Annotated in this window: 17 protein-coding genes; 4 read left to right on the plus strand and 13 right to left on the minus strand. The window is 64.8% G+C overall.

Annotated elements, in window-relative coordinates; all coding sequences use genetic code 11:
* Positions 1-83: 83 nt before the first annotated feature.
* Positions 84-728 carry a YqgE/AlgH family protein gene (locus tag QA642_RS43170; protein ID WP_283082240.1) on the minus strand — a complete coding sequence of 215 codons (645 nt, stop codon included), beginning with the start codon at positions 726-728 and terminating at the stop codon, positions 84-86.
* A 141-nt stretch (positions 729-869) separates the two neighbouring features.
* On the opposite strand from QA642_RS43170, the gene QA642_RS43175 reads away from it, so the two are divergent.
* The 4 genes from QA642_RS43175 to QA642_RS43190 all read left to right on the plus strand — a co-directional run bounded on the left by QA642_RS43175 (position 870) and on the right by QA642_RS43190 (position 5,042).
* Positions 870-1,709: a protein-disulfide reductase DsbD domain-containing protein gene (locus tag QA642_RS43175; protein ID WP_283082241.1), complete on the plus strand. Its 840-nt coding sequence runs from the start codon at positions 870-872 to the stop codon at positions 1,707-1,709.
* 242 nt (positions 1,710-1,951) lie between these two features.
* Entirely contained in the window at positions 1,952-2,344 is a 393-nt protein-coding gene (locus QA642_RS43180; RefSeq protein WP_283082242.1) for a hypothetical protein, read from the plus strand.
* A gap of 327 nt (positions 2,345-2,671) precedes the next feature.
* Entirely contained in the window at positions 2,672-4,030 is a 1,359-nt protein-coding gene (locus QA642_RS43185; protein ID WP_283082243.1) for a flippase, read from the plus strand.
* Positions 4,031-4,217: 187 nt separating this feature from the next.
* On the plus strand, positions 4,218-5,042 hold the full coding sequence (locus QA642_RS43190; protein ID WP_283082244.1) for a sulfite exporter TauE/SafE family protein: 825 nt from the start codon (positions 4,218-4,220) through the stop codon (positions 5,040-5,042).
* Between the two features lie 129 nt (positions 5,043-5,171).
* Here QA642_RS43190 and QA642_RS43195 read toward each other — a convergent pair whose 3' ends face one another.
* The 12 genes from QA642_RS43195 to cysG all read right to left on the minus strand — a co-directional run bounded on the left by QA642_RS43195 (position 5,172) and on the right by cysG (position 16,494).
* Complete coding sequence (locus tag QA642_RS43195) at positions 5,172-5,960, minus strand: 3-hydroxybutyrate dehydrogenase (RefSeq protein WP_283082245.1); 789 nt, start codon at positions 5,958-5,960, stop codon at positions 5,172-5,174.
* 1 nt (position 5,961) lies between these two features.
* Positions 5,962-7,137 carry a patatin-like phospholipase family protein gene (locus tag QA642_RS43200; protein WP_283082246.1) on the minus strand — a complete coding sequence of 392 codons (1,176 nt, stop codon included), beginning with the start codon at positions 7,135-7,137 and terminating at the stop codon, positions 5,962-5,964.
* 79 nt (positions 7,138-7,216) lie between these two features.
* On the minus strand, positions 7,217-7,717 hold the full coding sequence (locus QA642_RS43205) for a CAP domain-containing protein (RefSeq protein ID WP_283082247.1): 501 nt from the start codon (positions 7,715-7,717) through the stop codon (positions 7,217-7,219).
* 202 nt (positions 7,718-7,919) lie between these two features.
* Entirely contained in the window at positions 7,920-8,954 is a 1,035-nt protein-coding gene (locus QA642_RS43210) for a sulfate ABC transporter ATP-binding protein (protein ID WP_283082248.1), read from the minus strand.
* Entirely contained in the window at positions 8,944-9,855 is a 912-nt protein-coding gene (gene cysW, locus QA642_RS43215) for a sulfate ABC transporter permease subunit CysW (protein ID WP_283082249.1), read from the minus strand. The genes QA642_RS43210 and cysW overlap by 11 nt, the downstream gene beginning before the upstream one ends.
* Before the next feature lie 10 nt (positions 9,856-9,865).
* Positions 9,866-10,651 carry a sulfate ABC transporter permease subunit CysT gene (cysT, locus tag QA642_RS43220; RefSeq protein WP_283087099.1) on the minus strand — a complete coding sequence of 262 codons (786 nt, stop codon included), beginning with the start codon at positions 10,649-10,651 and terminating at the stop codon, positions 9,866-9,868.
* An 87-nt stretch (positions 10,652-10,738) separates the two neighbouring features.
* Positions 10,739-11,740 (minus strand): sulfate ABC transporter substrate-binding protein, encoded by a 1,002-nt coding sequence (locus QA642_RS43225; protein ID WP_283082250.1) that lies wholly within the window; start codon positions 11,738-11,740, stop codon positions 10,739-10,741.
* A gap of 124 nt (positions 11,741-11,864) precedes the next feature.
* Complete coding sequence (locus tag QA642_RS43230; RefSeq protein ID WP_283082251.1) at positions 11,865-12,590, minus strand: phosphoadenylyl-sulfate reductase; 726 nt, start codon at positions 12,588-12,590, stop codon at positions 11,865-11,867.
* Positions 12,587-13,102: a DUF934 domain-containing protein gene (locus QA642_RS43235; protein WP_283082252.1), complete on the minus strand. Its 516-nt coding sequence runs from the start codon at positions 13,100-13,102 to the stop codon at positions 12,587-12,589. Before QA642_RS43235 ends, QA642_RS43230 begins: the two co-directional genes overlap by 4 nt.
* Positions 13,089-14,744 carry a nitrite/sulfite reductase gene (locus tag QA642_RS43240; protein WP_283082253.1) on the minus strand — a complete coding sequence of 552 codons (1,656 nt, stop codon included), beginning with the start codon at positions 14,742-14,744 and terminating at the stop codon, positions 13,089-13,091. The genes QA642_RS43235 and QA642_RS43240 overlap by 14 nt, the downstream gene beginning before the upstream one ends.
* A gap of 11 nt (positions 14,745-14,755) precedes the next feature.
* The gene (locus QA642_RS43245; protein WP_092216576.1) at positions 14,756-15,073 is read right to left on the minus strand and encodes a DUF2849 domain-containing protein; all 318 of its coding nucleotides are present in this window, start codon (positions 15,071-15,073) and stop codon (positions 14,756-14,758) included.
* Positions 15,070-16,494, minus strand: a complete 1,425-nt coding sequence (gene cysG / locus QA642_RS43250; protein ID WP_283082254.1) for a siroheme synthase CysG — start codon at positions 16,492-16,494, stop codon at positions 15,070-15,072. The genes QA642_RS43245 and cysG overlap by 4 nt, the downstream gene beginning before the upstream one ends.
* Between the last annotated feature and the right edge of the window lie 12 nt (positions 16,495-16,506).

Below are 16,506 nucleotides of genomic sequence, written 5' to 3' on the forward strand. Positions count from 1 at the left end.
AGCCTGCGCAACAACTCCTCCCTGGGGTTATGGGTCCCCGCTTTCGCGGGGACGACACCGAGGGTGGAGCGCGACTGCGCCAGCTAAGCGTGCCCGGCCTCGTTCGAGAGCATCCCGGGGTCGATGCCGATCTTGCGCAGGGCCCGGCCGTATTTCTCTTCGACGTCGTCGCCGAAGATCAGGTCGGCATCCGCGTCGCAATGCAGCCAGCCATTGCTCTGGATCTCGGTCTCGAGCTGGCCCGGCGCCCAGCCGGCATAGCCGAGCGCGAGGATGGCGTGCTTGGGACCGGAGCCGTTGGCGATCGCGCGCAGGATGTCGACGGTCGCGGTGAGGCAGACACCGTCGTCGATGCGCAGCGTCGCCTTCTCGATGTAGAAGTCGCTGGAATGCAGCACGAAGCCGCGGCCGGTGTCGACGGGACCGCCCTGCAATACCTTCATGGTTTCGGCATTCCCGGGCAGCTTGATGTGCTCGCCCTTCTTGATGATGCCGAGCTGCTGCAAGAGCTCGGGAAAATCGATGCTGCCGGCCGGCTGGTTGACGATGATGCCCATCGCGCCCTCGGCCGAATGGGCGCAGAGATAGATCACCGAGCGTTCGAAGCGAGAGTCACCCATCACGGGCATTGCGATCAGGAGCCGGCCGTCGAGGTATCCGGCCGAGCTGGGGAGCGCAGGGCCTGCGCTGCGGGTGCCTTCCCCCGTCCTCTTGCCTGTAGGAGCCATGGTGAAGCACTCCGGTTTCAATTCCTATCCTGATGTCGGGCCGGGCCGCTGTCAAATCAAGGCTCGCAGAGACTTGGTTCGAGTGCATCCATCACAAGCAATTCAATGGTTTGGCCCAGGGTGACCCTGTAAAGACGTGACATGCTGACAAGAGTTCCCCCGCGTGCGGCGTTTGGCGTCGCGACAACCTTGCTTGCGTCGTCGCTGGCGTTTGCTGCCCATGCCGATGACGCCTCGCCCTGGCAGCGCGACGGACATTCCGCGGTGCGGCTGGTCGCGGGCTCGCGCAGCGGCGCGGTGCTGCTCGGCGGTATCGCCTTCCAGATCCAGCCCGGCTGGAAGACCTATTGGCGCATGCCGGGCGATTCCGGCGTACCTCCGCGGTTCGACTTCTCGAAGTCGAATAATGTCGAGGCGGTGACTGTGATGTGGCCGGCGCCGCAAAAATTCGCCGACGGCGCGGGCGGCCATTCGATCGGCTATCACGACCAGATCGTGCTGCCCTTGCGCATCGTGCCCAAGGCCGCCGACAAGCCGGTGACCTTGCGCGCCGAGATCAACTACGCCGTGTGCGAGAAGCTCTGCATTCCCGTCGAGGCCAGCGCCGAGCTCGGCTTCAACAACGTCGCCTCGACCGAGGACGCGAACCTGCGCGCTGCGCTCGACACGGTGCCGAAGCCGGCCAATATCGGCGATCCCAATCCGCTGACCATCCGCGACGTCAAGCGCGACGGACCGAAGAACGTGGTGGTCGACGTGGTCGTGCCTGACAGCCGCAACGTCAACCTGTTCGTGGAAGGGCCGACGCCGGACTGGGCCTTGCCGATTCCGGCCCCGGTCGACCATGCACCGCCGGGCGTGAAGCGATTTACCTTCGAGCTCGACGGACTGCCGCCGGGCGCCAAGGTCGAGGGCGCAGCGTTGAAGTTCACGCTGGTTGGGCCGGAGAAGTCGTACGAGTTCAACACGAACCTGGAATGATGCTTCCCGATCGCCCCCGCCCCCGCGCATGATGCACACGAGAACGTGTACTCGAGAAGGCGCAGACGTCAGGCTCTGACGCTCAAGCGGAAATCTCACGATCAGCCAGAGCATTACCGTTCCTGGACCCAGAGCAGTCCCAATTTTGGCGATGCGCAAGCAGCATGGTCAGTCTCGCGAGCGTCGTATAGGCTCTCCCAGACGTGGCATTCCGCGCCACGTCAAACCACAAGGAGCAAGCCATGATGAATCGATGGATTCTTGGCGCGGCCGTGGTTGCGGCATCCGCCCTGTTCAGTTCTGCCGCACCAGCGCAGTGGGCCCAATCCAATCCGGATCTCTGCCAAGCTGAATTCGCCAACTGCACGGGTCTTGGAACCGGCAGTACCCCAACCGGCCCCCGGTATCGGCAAGTATCTCGTCGAGCGGCGTATCAACAGCCGGCGCCAGTAACCGGTCCCCTCGGCGGCACGGCCTATCCCGGCAGCTGGGGCAATTCCTACGCGATGTACGGCGGCGGCGGCGAGTACGGCTGGAACGGCAGCTGGTCTACATATGCCGCCCGCAACGGCATCGTCTGCAAGCCCGGCACCTATTACAAGGGTGCCGACGGTCTCCGGCATCTCTGCCAATAACCCATCCGCTCTGAGGCTACATCAGGCGGCCCCAAAGGGCCGCCTGTTCATGCTGGACCATGGTTCTCGTCCTGAGTGGGCCAACGTGGAGGCGGCCAGGCGCTTGTCTTCCAGCCGATGGTCGCGGGCCCCTCTCGGCACAGCGCTCACCTCATACGCGCCCTGACCACCGCGCCAGTTCATGCGTACGCGCCCTCGGCCGGGACAACATCGTTGACCCAACCGTATCTTAACGAATGGTTGCTAGGTCAATGGCTGCCGCAGCATGCGGAACGCTTGGTGCGGGACGCTTGCTACCGGACGCTTGGGGATCTCGACGTGGCCGTGATGGATGCAGAGCCAGCAACGACCGGACCGGCCGGACTGATCGCGCGGCTGCGCGGCAAGCTGTCGGGCGGATCGAGCGAGGCGTCGCTGACGCGGCGGCTGGCGGGCACCATCTTCATCATCCGCGTCATCAGCGCCGGCCTTGCCTATGTCTCGCAGGTGCTGCTGGCGCGCTGGATGGGTACCTCCGACTACGGCATCTACGTCTATGTCTGGACCTGGGTTCTGCTGCTCGGCAGCATGATGGATTTCGGCATCTCCGCCTCCGCGCAGAAGATCATTCCGGAGTACCGCACCAGCGGCGAGCATGCGCTGCTGCGCGGCTTCCTCTCCGGCAGCCGCTGGCTCACCTTTGCGGTGTCGACGCTGGTGTCGCTAGCCCTCGCCGGCATCGTCAGGCTGCTGTCGCCCTGGATCGACCCGGCCGAGGAGTTGCCGCTCTATATCGGCTGCATGACGCTGCCCGCGTTCGTCGTCGCCAACACCCAGGACGGCATCGCGCGCTCGCATGACTGGATGCAACTCGGGCTGATGCCGCAATTCATCATCCGCCAGGCGTTGATCATCGGCATCACGGCCGCGGCGTTCCTGCTCGGCTATCATCTCGGCGCGGTCGCGGCGATGGTCGCAAGCCTCGGTGCGGTGTGGATCGCGATGACCGGACAGATGGTGGTGCTGAACCGCAAGCTCGCCGGTCACGTCGAGCCGGGCCCCAAGGCCTACGACATCAGCGGCTGGCTCGCGGTGTCGCTGCCGATCCTGCTGGTCGAGAGTTTTTATCTGCTGCTGTCCTACACCGACGTTCTGGTGCTGCAGCAATTTCGTCCATCCGACGAGGTCGGCGTCTATTTCGCTGTTGTGAAGACGCTGGCGCTGGTCTCCTTCATCCACTACGCGATGTCGGCGACGACGGCGCATCGGTTCGCCGAGTACAACGCACTCGGCGACAAGGCGCGGCTGTCGGCTTACGTCGCGCATGCCATCAACTGGACGTTCTGGCCCTCGCTGGCGGCAACCATCGTGCTGCTCGCGCTCGGCAGGCCGCTGCTCTGGCTGTTCGGGCCGCAGTTCGTGGTCGGCTACGACATCATGTTCGTCGCCGCGATCGGCCTCGTGGTGCGCGCCGCGATCGGCCCGGTCGAGCGGCTGCTCAACATGCTCGGCCAGCAGAAGATCTGCGCCCTCGCCTACGCGCTGGCCTTCGTGATGAATCTCGTGCTCTGCATCGCGCTGGTGCCGCGCTACGGCGGCCACGGCGCTGCGGCAGCAACCTCGATCTCGCTCACCTTCGAGACGGTGCTGCTGTTCTGGATCGTGCGGCAGCGGCTCGGGCTGCACGTGCTGGCGTTTGGCAAATAGGCGCTACACGCCTGCCGGTGCGAGGGAAACGGCTGTTTCGCGATACGCTGGCAAAGGGGGCAAAATTCCTACCTGTTTACAAGCAGCAGCATGATTTTTCTTATTCGGCTCAAGCTGTTGCGTTACAGGGGAAATTTATTCTACGTCGTATTGCCCAACTGACGAGATAAACCTAGATTCACCCGACATGATCGATCCGCTCTATGTCGCCTCTGGTTTCGGCGTCGGCCTGCTTGTCGGGATGACCGGCGTGGGGGGCGGCTCGTTGATGACGCCGCTCCTGATCCTGCTGTTCGGCATCCATCCCACGACCGCCGTCGGCACCGACCTGCTCTATGCCGCCGCCACCAAGACCGGCGGCAGCGTGGTGCATGGCTGGTCGCGCAGCGTGCACTGGCCGGCGGTGCTGCGGCTGGCCTGCGGCAGCATTCCCGCGAGCGCGCTGACGCTGCTGGTGCTGTGGAAGCTCGACCTCAAAAGCGATTCCGAGCGCAGCCTCGTCAACGTCGTGCTGTGCTTTGCGCTGCTGCTGACCGCGACCTCGCTGATCTTCCGCAAATCGATCATGGAGCGCTACCGCAAGCGCCTCGAAGGCGTTGACGAGCACACCACCGCGATCGCGACCGTCGTCACCGGCATCGTGCTCGGCGTGCTGGTCTCGATCTCGTCGGTCGGCGCCGGCGCGGTCGGCGTGACCGTGCTGCTGCTGCTCTACCCGCGGCTGCCGATGGCGACCATCGTCGGCTCCGACATCGCCCATGCGGTGCCTCTGACGCTGGTCGCGGGCGCCGGACACTGGCTGCTCGGCTCGGTCGACTGGGGCCTGATGGGCGTTCTGCTGCTGGGCTCGCTGCCGGGCATCATCCTCGGCAGCTACAGCGCGACCCGCGTGCCCGAGACGGTGCTGCGCGCCGCGCTCGCCTGCGTCCTCGTCGTGGTCGCCGGCAAGATCATGTTCGCGGAGCTGAACTTGTCGTCCGCGATCGTGACGGCGCTGGCCTGGAGCCATTAGACGAGGCTTGCGCTTCGTCCCCGCTCTCGTAGGGTGGGCAAAGCGAAGCGTGCCCACCCTTTCTCGCGATCGGACAAAGCGGTGGGCACGGCGCTGACGCGCCTTTGCCCACCCTACGGCACCGGGCCGTTACTCCGCGGTCCAGCCGCCGTCGATCGACAGATTGGTGCCGGTGATCTGCGCGGCGTCGTCGCTGCACAGGAACAGGGCGAGCGCGGCGACCTGCTCGGAGGTGACGAACTCCTTGGTCGGCTGCGCGTCGAGCAGCACGTCGTTGATGACCTGCTCGCGCGTGAGGTTGCGGGCCTTCATGGTGTCGGGGATCTGCTTCTCCACCAGCGGCGTCCAGACATAGCCGGGGCTGATGCAGTTGCAGGTGATCTTGTGGGTCGCCACTTCGAGCGCCACGGTCTTGGTGAGACCGTTGATGCCGTGCTTGGCCGACACGTAGGCCGACTTGAAGGGCGAGGCGACCAGCGAGTGCGCCGAGGCGGTGTTGATGATGCGGCCCCAGCCCTTCTTCTTCATGCCGGGAACGGCGGCGCGGATGGCATGGAAGGCCGAGGACAGGTTGATCGCGATGATCTGGTCCCACTTCTCGGGCGGGAACTCCTCGATCGGCGAGACGAACTGGATGCCGGCATTGTTGACGAGGATGTCGACCGAGCCAAAGGTCTTCTCGCCGAGCGCGATCATGCCGGCAATCTCGGCCGGCTTGGTCATGTCGGCGGGCGAATAGACCGCCTTCACGCCGAAATCGGACTCGATCTTCGAACGCTCCTTCTCGATGTCTTCAGGGGAGCCGAAGCCGTTGATAACGACATTGGCGCCGGCGCCGGCGAAGGCGCGCGCATACGCAAGCCCGATACCGCTGGTCGAACCGGTCACGACGGCGTTCTTGCCTGAGAGAGTACCCATCTTATTCGCTCCTTTTTGCCGGGGGCGCGGTGACGTCCCCCGTGAGATCGTAGGTCACCATGGTCTCGCCGGACTGCGGCTTCTCCAGCCAGTCCTTGTGGCGCATCGACAGATGCACGTCGCGCACGCCGGCTTCCCAATGCTCGACCATGGCGACGTGCGAGAAGTCGTAATCCTTGGACGAGGATTCGTAGTTCTTGCTGCGATAGATCAGATGCACCACAGTGACGGTACTCTCACGTGCCGCCTTCGCAAGGAATTCGACGGAAGGATCGTTCTTGAGATAATCGGGCAATTTGGAAATCAGGTCGCGCACCGCCCGGCGGGCGTTGTGGATCTGCTTGTTCTTGTCGGTGTTCATCCGCGTGCGGCTGGAGAAGCGGATGTCCTTCTCGCGCTCGGTGGCCTCGAGCAGCGAATTCGGCAGGTCGCCGCGGGCGCTGAACAGGTCGACCTGGAAGATCAGCATGTCGCGCGCGAGCTCTGCATCGAGCACGAAGTCGAGCGGGGTGTTGGAGGCGATGCCGCCGTCCCAGTAATGCTCGCCGTCGATGACGACGGACGGAAAGCCGGGCGGCAGCGCGCCGGAGGCCATGATGTGCTCGGGGCCGATTTTCTTGCCGAGCTTCTTGAACTCGTAATTGTCGAAATATTTGAAGTTGCCGGAGGTGACGCCGACGGCGCCGACCGACAGGCGCGTCTTGAGGTCGTTGATGCGGTCGAAATCGACCAGACGCTCCAGCGTCTTCTTCAGCGGCGCGGTGTCGTAATAGCTTTCGGCTTCGCGATGGCCCGGCGGCCAGAGTGGCGCGGGCGGCACGCGCGGGACGAAGAAGCCGGGCACGCCGAAGGTCGCGATCAACGCGGCGCTGGTCGAGTTGAACAGCTCGCGGCTGTGGTCGCTCTTGCCGATCGGTTTCCACGGCACCGGCGCGGAAACCATCTCCCAGAATTCCTTCAACCGCTTGACGCGGATGTGCCCCTCGTTGCCGGCGATGATGGCGGCGTTGACGGCGCCGATCGAGATGCCGGCGACCCATTCCGGCTCGAAACCGTAGCCGCACAGCGCCTGATAGGCGCCGGCCTGGTACGAGCCGAGGGCGCCGCCGCCCTGGAGGACCAGGACACGTTGCGCATTCGCGGGGACGCTGGCGGATTCCGGGCTATGGTCGGTCATACGAGAACAATAGCAAAAGGCGAGCCACCGTGGCGACAGTTTCGCCACCGCGTCAATGCATCCCGGGATCAAGTCTGGCTTATCGGTCCGTCGAGGCCAGGATCATGGTCCAGAACACCTTGTATTTGGTGCCCGGAGCATAGCTCGCCGCTATGCCCAATTTTGTGACACCGTTCTTGAGCATGTTGGCACGGTGCGGAGGCGAGTCGCGCCAGCCGGAAAACGCTTCCGCCAGCGTATGATAGCCGGCCGAGATGTTCTCGACCGCCACGGTCGCGGGATAGCCGCCGGCGGTCAGCCGCTTGGCCAGCGGAGCGCGGACGTCGTGGTCCATCTTGTTGGCCGCCGCCATGGCCTGGGACTGGGATTCGGCAAGCAGCATCAAATCGGGATCGACCACAACCGTGCCGAGCATGTTGTTCTGACGGTATTGCGAGATCATGATCGCGGCCGCCTGGGCATCGAGCTTGGAGCCGGGAACGGCCATGTCGGCATACATCGACGGCTGCTGGACCGGCGCCTCATTGCCGGCGCAGCCGGCGAGAAGCAAAAGGATGAGAATTGCGGCCGCAGCGCGCATGGATCGAGGCCCCCAAATGAGGGGCCGTTGTTGCATACCAACCGTGGCTGAAAGGTGAATTTTGAGGAAAATCGTGGCTGTCATTCCGGGGCAGCGCGGAGCGCTGAACTACGGTGCGCAATGGCGCATCTGAGAATCTTTCCCCTATAATCTCGAGATTCCGGATTCGCGCTGGCGCGTGCCCCGGAATGACGGGGGAATTCTAGCCTGTAAATATCCGGTAACGCCTCAGCTCGAGGCCGATAGTGTCGCCGGCGCGGAGTTCCTTGTCGCGGGGGGCATCGATCTCGATGGTTTCGCCGCCTGACAGGGCGACCTCCGCCCGCTGCACCGGGCCGAAATTGCGGACGTGCTGGACCGCGCCCTCGAAAGCGCCGCTGCCGGGTGGGCCGACCAGCATGTCATGTCGCCGCACGAACAGTTTTGACGCGCCAGGCGCAAGCCCGTCCGCCGCAAGCGGAAGCTGCCGGTCGCCAAGCCGGATCACACCGCCGTCGACATGCACCGGCAGCTCGATGGATTCGCCGATGAAGCCGTGGACGAAGGCGGTCGCCGGCGTCTCATAGACGTCGTCGGGCGAACCGATCTGCTCGATCTTCCCCTTGTCCATCACCACGACGCGGTTGGCGACCTCGAGCGCCTCCTCCTGGTCGTGGGTGACGAAGATCGAGGTGACGTTGATCTCGTGATGCAGTGAGCGGAGCCACCTTCGCAGTTCTTTCCGCACCTTGGCGTCGAGCGCGCCGAAGGGCTCGTCGAGCAGGAGGATGCGCGGCTCGATTGCAAGCGCGCGGGCGAGCGCGATGCGCTGGCGCTGGCCGCCGGAGAGCTGGCTCGGATAGCGATCGGCGAGCCAGTCGAGCTGCACGAGATCGAGCAGCTCCTTGACCCGCGCACGGATAGTCGCCTCGTCCTTGCGGACCGCACGGGGCTGTACGCGCAGGCCAAAGGCGACGTTCTCGAACACGCTCATGTGGCGGAACAGCGCGTAATGCTGGAACACGAAGCCGACGTGCCGCTCGCGCGCGCCCTGTGCCAGCGCGTCCTCGCCGTTGAACGAGACCTCGCCGGAGTCGGGCCAGTCGAGGCCGGCGATGATCCGCAGCAAGGTGGTCTTGCCGGAGCCGGAGGGGCCGAGCAGCGCCAGCAACTCGCCATTGTCGACCCTGAGGTCGACGCCATCGAGCGCGGCAAAGCTGCCGAACTTCTTGACGAGATTTTTGACTTCAATGGTCATTGACGTCGTGTCCTTCGTCGAGGTGACGTTCGAGAATTGTCTTAGCGATCAGCGTGATCAGCGCCAGCATCGCGAGCAGCGAGGCGATCGCGAAGGCCGCGACGAACTGGTACTCGTTGTAGAGAATCTCGACCAGCAGCGGCATGGTGTTGGTCTCGCCGCGGATATGGCCGGAGACGACGGAGACCGCGCCGAACTCGCCCATCGCGCGGGCATTGCAGAGCAGGACGCCGTAGAGCACGCCCCATTTGATGTTGGGCAGCGTGACGCGGAAGAAGGTCTGCAAGCCCGAGGCGCCGAGCGAAATCGCCGCCTCCTCTTCCTGCGTGCCCTGCTCCTGCATCAACGGGATCAGCGCGCGCGCCACGAACGGGAAGGTGACGAAGGTGGTGGCGAGCGCGATGCCGGGCACCGCGAACAGGATCTGGATGTCGTGATCCCTGAGCCAGCTGCCGAAATAGCCCTGCGCGCCGAACAGCAGCACGAAGACCAGGCCGGAGATCACCGGGCTCACCGAGAACGGCAGGTCGATCAGCGTGATCAGGAAGGTCTTGCCCGGGAAATCGAATTTTGCAATCGCCCATGCCGCGACGAGGCCGAATACGAGATTGAGGCCGACCGAGATCGCCGCGACGATCAACGTCAGCTTGATCGCCGCCATCGCCTCCGGCTCGGCGAGCGCGGCGAAATAGGCGAGGACGCCTCGCGAGAACGCCTGCGCGAACACCACGACCAGCGGTAGCACGACGAATACCGAAAGGAACAGCACCGCCAGCGAGATGATGATGGCGCGCACCGCGCGCGGCTCTGTCCTCAGGCTGTCGCGTGCCGCGGCCGCGTGGGCACGCGCGCGCGCATCGGGCGACGTCAGCGACACGGTGTCTGCGATCTGCATCGTCATCGCATCCCCCTCAGCGCGCCGGAATCCGGCTCTGCGCCCAGCGCTGGAGCCGGTTGACGGCGAAGATGACGACGAAGGAGACGACGAGCATGACCACCGCAATCGCGGTCGCGTCGGCGTAGCGGAATTCGGAGAGCCGGATCACGATCAAGAGCGGCGCGATCTCGGAGACGTTGGGCAGATTGCCGGCGATGAAGATCACCGAGCCGTATTCACCGACCGCGCGGGCAAAGGCGAGCGCAAGTCCCGTCAGCAGCGCCGGCGCGAGCGAGGGCAGGATCACGCGGATGATGGTCTGCCAGCGGCTGGCCCCCAGGCTGCCCGCGGCCTCCTCGATCTCGGGATCGAGATCCTGGAGCACTGGCTGCACCGTGCGCACCACGAACGGAATACCGATGAAGATCATAGCGACGAAGATGCCGACCGGCGTGAATGCCACCTTGATACCGAGCGCGGCGAGCGGCGCGCCGAGCCAGCCCTTCTCGGCGAACAGCGCGGTCAGCGCGACACCGGCAACCGCCGTGGGCAGCGCGAAGGGCACATCGACGATGGCATCGAAGATGCGCCGGCCGGGAAACCGATAGCGGACCAGCGCCCAAACGATGATGCTCCCCATCACGAGGTTGACGCAGGCCGCCGCGAAGGCGAGGCCGAACGAGACCCGGAGCGCATTCAGGGTGCGGCGACTGGAGAGGATGTTCCAGAATTGTTCGGGACTGAGCTCGAGCGATTTCAGGAACAGGCCCGCGAGCGGAATCAGGATGATCACGGACAGCCAGGTCAGCGTCAGTCCCATCGTGAGACCGAAGCCCGGCAATGTCCGGCGTCGTGCTGCGAGTGCGCTCACCAGGCCCCCTGTTAAAGCCCCTTCGACAGCGCCCGATCAGTTCTTGTAGATCTGATCAAAGACGCCGCCGTCGGCAAAATGTTCCTTCTGCGCCTTGGTCCAGCCGCCGAAAACGTCGTCGATCGTGAACAGCTCGACCTTGGCGAAAGAGTTTTCGTGCTTTTTGGCGATCTCGGGATCGCGCGGACGGTAGAAATTGCGCGCGGCGATCTCCTGACCTTCCTTGGTGTACCAGTACTGGAGGTAGGCATCGGCGGCGTTGCGGGTGCCTTTTTTATCGGCAACCTTGTCGACGATCGCGACCGGCGGCTCGGCGAGGATCGATTGCGGCGGCGCCACGATCTCGAATTTCTCCGGACCGAATTCCTTGAGCGCAAGGAATGCCTCGTTCTCCCAGGCGAGCAGCACGTCGCCGACGCCGCGCTCGACGAAGGTCACGGTGGCGCCGCGCGCGCCGGTATCGAGCACCGGCACCTGCTGATAGAGTTTGCCGATGAAGTCCTTGGCCTTGTCGGCCGAGCCGTACTTCTTCTGGGCAAAGCCCCAGGCCGCCAGATAATTCCAGCGCGCGCCACCCGACGTCTTCGGGTTCGGCGTGATCACGGCAACGCCGGATTTAAGCAGATCGTCCCAGTCCTTGATGCCCTTGGGATTGCCCTTGCGCACCAGGAACACGATGGTCGAGGTGTAGGGTGATGAATTCTGCGGCAGACGCTTCTGCCAGTCGGCCGCGGTGAGGCCTTTGCCGGCGATGGCGTCGATGTCATAGGCGAGCGCGAGCGTCACCACGTCGGCTTGCAACCCGTCGATCACCGCGCGCGCCTGCGAGCCGCTGCCGCCATGCGACTGCTTGATCTCGACGCTCTTGCCGGTCTCCTTCTGATAGGCGGTCGCGAACGCCTTGTTGAACTCGGCATAGAGCTCGCGCGTCGGATCGTACGACACGTTCAAAAGATTGATGTCAGCGGCGAGAGCCGAGCTTGCCACGAGACTCGATACGAGCAGTCCTGCAGCGAGCGGAACGATACGGCGCATCATGTCCATCTCCATTCACTTCGACGACGCCAATGTCAGCGAAGGCATGCAGGCGAAACTCGTGGCGAAACGCGCTCAAGTCAACGGAACCGGATTTTCTTGTTCGCAGCGTGGCAGATCGACTGTGCTACGAAGTCTTCATCGTGTGGATGCCGCATTCTGTCTTGGCGCGGCCGCGCCAACGACCCGCGCGCTCATCCTCGCCTTCGGCCGTTCTGCTCGTGCAAGGCATACACCCGACCGAGCGAAAACCGGACGCCGCAAGTGGGTGACGCGGCAATTTGGCGCGGACGAAAATCGCTTCGAGTTCCTCGCGCGAGACATTGGCAAACGGATTGAACTTCAACCGCGCGCCATCGTCCTCTACCACCGGAATGTCGGCGCGCGCATTGCCCTGGAAGCGCTTGCGCCCGTTGAGCCAGGCATCGAACGGTTTCAGCGCGCGCGCCAGCGGTTCCACCTTGCGGATGCGGCAACAGGCGTCGGGATTGGAGAACCAGAGGTCGCGCTCGGGATCCTCGCGCGACAGCGCTTCCTCGGCCGGCTTGATCGAGCGGACGTCCTTGAGGCCCAGCGTTTCGATCAGCGTGTCGCGATAGGCCAGCGTCTCCTCGAACAGCCAGCCGGTGTCGAGAAAGATCACGGGGATGGCGGGATCGACGTCCGCCATCACCTTGAGCAGCGTCGCCGATTCCGTGCCGAACGACGACACCAGCGCGAGCTTGTCGCGCCCGACCGTCTTCAGCGCCGCCGCGATGATTTCCGCGGGCGAGGCATCGCGCAAGGCGCGATCGAGCTCTTCCGCCGAGGGCAGCGCAGAGACGGATGAGACCTGAGGCGCGATCGCGTTCACGTGCCGACACCTTCGGAATGACGCAGCTGCATGCGCCGGTGCAGCGCCGTGATGCGGCCGTCACCGGTCGGCTGGTAGAACACCGAATAGCGCTTGGCGGTCTGCATGAAGGCTTCCGCATCGGCCTGCTTCTTGACCTCGAAGGAATCGAAGCCGGCGCGCAGCATGAACACGAACTGGTCGCGCAGGATCTGGCCGGTCGCGCGCAGCTCGCCGCGGTAATTGTAGCGCTCGCGCAGCAGGCGTGCCTGACTGTAGGCGCGCCCGTCGCGGAAGGTCGGGAACACCAGCGCAACCGCGGCGACCTTACCGAGATACGGCACCAGCTCGTCGATGTCGCGGTTGTTCGGCCAGATCACGCCGACCTTGCCGGCACGCTTGAGCAACGTTTCGGCGTCGCCGAGGAAGCGCTCGGCCGGCACCAGGATGTCGCCGCTCTCGGGCAGCGGCGTGTCGACGGCAAGCTTGACGAAGCTGTCGTCGGCGATCTTTCCGCCGTTAACGAGTGGCATAGACGCGCTCCTTGAAGGGTTCGACGCCGAGGCGCTTCACGGTGTCCATGAACAGCTCTTCGGGCCGCTCGCGCAGCGCGAGATAGGCTTCCACGATGTCCTCGACGACGTCGGCGACCTCGTCGAACTTGACGCCGGGACCGATCAGGGTGCCGAGCGCAGCGTTCTCGTCGGCACGGCCGCCGATGGTGATCTGGTAGACCTCCTCGCCGTTCTTCTCGACGCCGAGAATGCCGATGTGGCCGACATGGTGATGGCCGCAGGCATTGATGCAGCCGGAGATGTTGATGTGGAGCCGGCCGATCAGATTGGCGAGCTCATGGTTGGCGAAGCGCCGCGTCAACTCCTGCGCGATCGGGATCGAACGTGCATTCGCCAGCGAGCAATAGTCGAGCCCCGGGCAGGCGATGATGTCGGTGATCAGATTGACGTTCGGCGTCGCAAGGCCGAGCTTGTCGAGCGCCTTCCACAGCGCCGGCAAATCGCGCTTGGCGACGTGCGGCAGCGCCAGGTTCTGCTCGTGGCCGACGCGGATCTCGCCGAAGGAATATTTATCGGCGAGGTCGGCGAGCGCATCCATCTGCTCGGCCGTGGCATCGCCCGGAGGCCCGCCGGTCGGCTTCAGCGAGATCGTGACGATGGAATAGCCCTGCACCTTGTGCGGAGCCACCGAGTTCTTGCGCCATGCCTCGAACTCGGGATCGGCCGCGGCCTGGCGCAGCTCGTCCGGCATGTGCGGCAGCTTCTCATAGGCGGGATAGGTGAAGCGCGAGCGGATGTCCTCGATCACCTCGTCGTCGATCTGGAGCGAGGAGTTGCGGATGTGCTGCCACTCGTCCTCGACCTCGCGCGAGAATTTCTCGATACCGAGCTCGTGCACCAGGATCTTGATGCGCGCCTTGTAGATGTTGTCGCGGCGGCCGTACTGATTGTAGACGCGCAGGATCGCCTCGATGTAGCTGAGGATGTCGCGGCCATGCACGAAGTGCTTGATAGTCTTGGCGATGAACGGCGTGCGGCCGAGGCCGCCGCCGACTAGAACCTCGAAGCCAGTCTCGCCCTTCTCGTTCTTGATCAGGCGGAGGCCAATGTCGTGGATCCTGATCGCGGCGCGGTCATGGTCCGACGCGGTGATCGCGATCTTGAACTTGCGCGGCAGGAACGAGAATTCCGGATGCAGCGTGGTGTGCTGGCGGATCAGCTCCGACCAGATGCGGGGATCCTCGATCTCGCCCGGCGCGACGCCGGCCCACTGGTCCGATGTGACGTTGCGCATGTTGTTGCCGGAGGTCTGCATCGCATGGATGCCGACCTGGGCAAGATCTTCAAGCGCATCCGGCAGCTCGGCGAGCTTGATCCAGTTGAACTGGATGTTCTGCCGAGTGGTGAAATGGCCGTAGCCGCGATCGTATTTGCGCGCGACATGGGCGAGCGCCCGCAACTGGTTTGTCGCCAGCGTGCCATAGGGGATCGCGACGCGGAACATATAGGCGTGCAGTTGCAGATAGACGCCGTTCTGAAGCCGCAGGATCTTGAACTCGTCTTCGGTGAGCTCGCCCGAGAGGCGGCGCTTCACCTGGTCGCGGAACTCCGAGACGCGCTCGTTGACGAGCGTGCGGTCGATTTCGTCGTAAGCATACATAAGAAAGCGCCTTAAGCCTGGGCCGACGACCCGATGGTCACACCGGTGCGGCGGATCTGTTCGCGCAGGTTGCCGGGTTCGATCTTGCCGTCTGCGCCGACCTGCACCGGGGCGATATAGGGGCCGATGGCGCCGACGTCATCGGCCACCGACTCCGCAAGCAACGCTTTGGCCTCGTCGGAGTTGCGCACGATCGCGGCTTCCGAGAGGTCGGCGGACCAGCTCTTGGCGGCGGTGCGGTAGACCACGATGCCGTCCCAGGTTCGGTTGGCGGTCACGACCGAGGGGCCGGCGATCTTGATCTTCTTCTGTTCGAGCGGGGAGGTCATTCGGCTGCATCCAATAGGTCAGAGATGATTTGTTTCGGGGTTTGACGGCGAAGCGAACCGGCATGCCGGACCACGTCGCCGATGATGAGGATGGCGGGACCGCCATGGGTTCGTCGCACGAGCTCGGGCAGATCGCGGAGCGTGCCGATCGCGCCTTGCGCGTCCGGCCGCGTGACACGGGCGAAGACGCCGACCGGCGTCTCCGGCGAGCGGCCGGCGGCGAACAGGCCCTCGCGGATCGCGGGCGCGGCGGTCATGCCCATGTAGACCACGACGGTCATCCTGGTGTCGGTCAGCGTCGACCAGTCCACGGCTTCCGCATCGCGCGCCTTGTGCGCGGTGAGGAAGGTGATGCGGGTCGCTTCATGACGGAAGGTGAGCGGCACCTCGAAATCGGCGGCGCCGCCGAGCCCTGCGGTGATGCCGGGAATGATGGAGTAGGCGATGCCGGCGGCACGCAGGGCCTCGACCTCTTCGCCGCCGCGGCCAAACACGAAGGGATCGCCGCCCTTGAGCCGCACCACGCGCTGGCCGGATTGCGCGGCCTCGATCATGCGCTTGTTGATGGCGTCCTGGCCGATGCCGGGCTTGCCGACGCGGCGGCCGACCGCAACGCGCGTGGTGTCGCGGCGGATGCGATCGAGGATTTCGGGCGAGACCAGCTCGTCATGGAAAACGATATCTGCGTCCTGCAGCGCGCGCAGCGCCTTGATGGTGAGCAGATCGGGATCGCCGGGGCCGGCGCCGACCAGCGCGACAGAGCCTTCCGGCTTGTCCGCGCGTGCAAATGCCGACGGATCAGAAATGGACTCGAGCGCCGCGTCCGCCTCGCCCTTGCGGCCGGCGAGCACCGAAGCGCCGATCGGCCCGTCGATGACGCGCTCCCAGAAGCGGCGGCGCAGCGGAAACTCGGCGATGCGCTCGTTGATCGATTTGCGAAAGGTGCCGATGAACTCCGCGAGCTCGCCGATGCGCGCCGGCAGCAGCGCCTCGATCTTCTCGCGCACGCGACGCGCCACCACCGGCGAGGTGCCGCCGGTGCCGACCGCGACCACGACATCGCCGCGGTCGACGATGGCCGGGAAGATGAAGCTGGAATGCTCGAGATCGTCCATGACGTTGACGGGCAGGCCGAGTGCCTTGGCGCGGGCCGACATGGCGACGCCGACATCACCCGCACCGGCGCAGACGATCGCAATGACGCCGGCGAGATCGGCGGTCAGCGGATCGCCGCTGGCGAATTCAACGCGCGCTGCTTCCTCGGAGCCGAGGCCGAGCTCCTGATTGCCGTCGATCGCATGCACGCGGATGCGCGCGCCGGCAGCGGCGAGCACGCGCAATTTTGCGCGCAAAAGCTCGCCCGCGCCGATGAGGACCACCGGACCGGCCTTGAGATCGAGAAACACCGGCAAGAACCGCATGCGATACTCGCT

It is taken from the genome of Bradyrhizobium sp. CB2312 (genome assembly GCF_029714425.1).
In the GTDB taxonomy this organism is placed as follows: domain Bacteria; phylum Pseudomonadota; class Alphaproteobacteria; order Rhizobiales; family Xanthobacteraceae; genus Bradyrhizobium.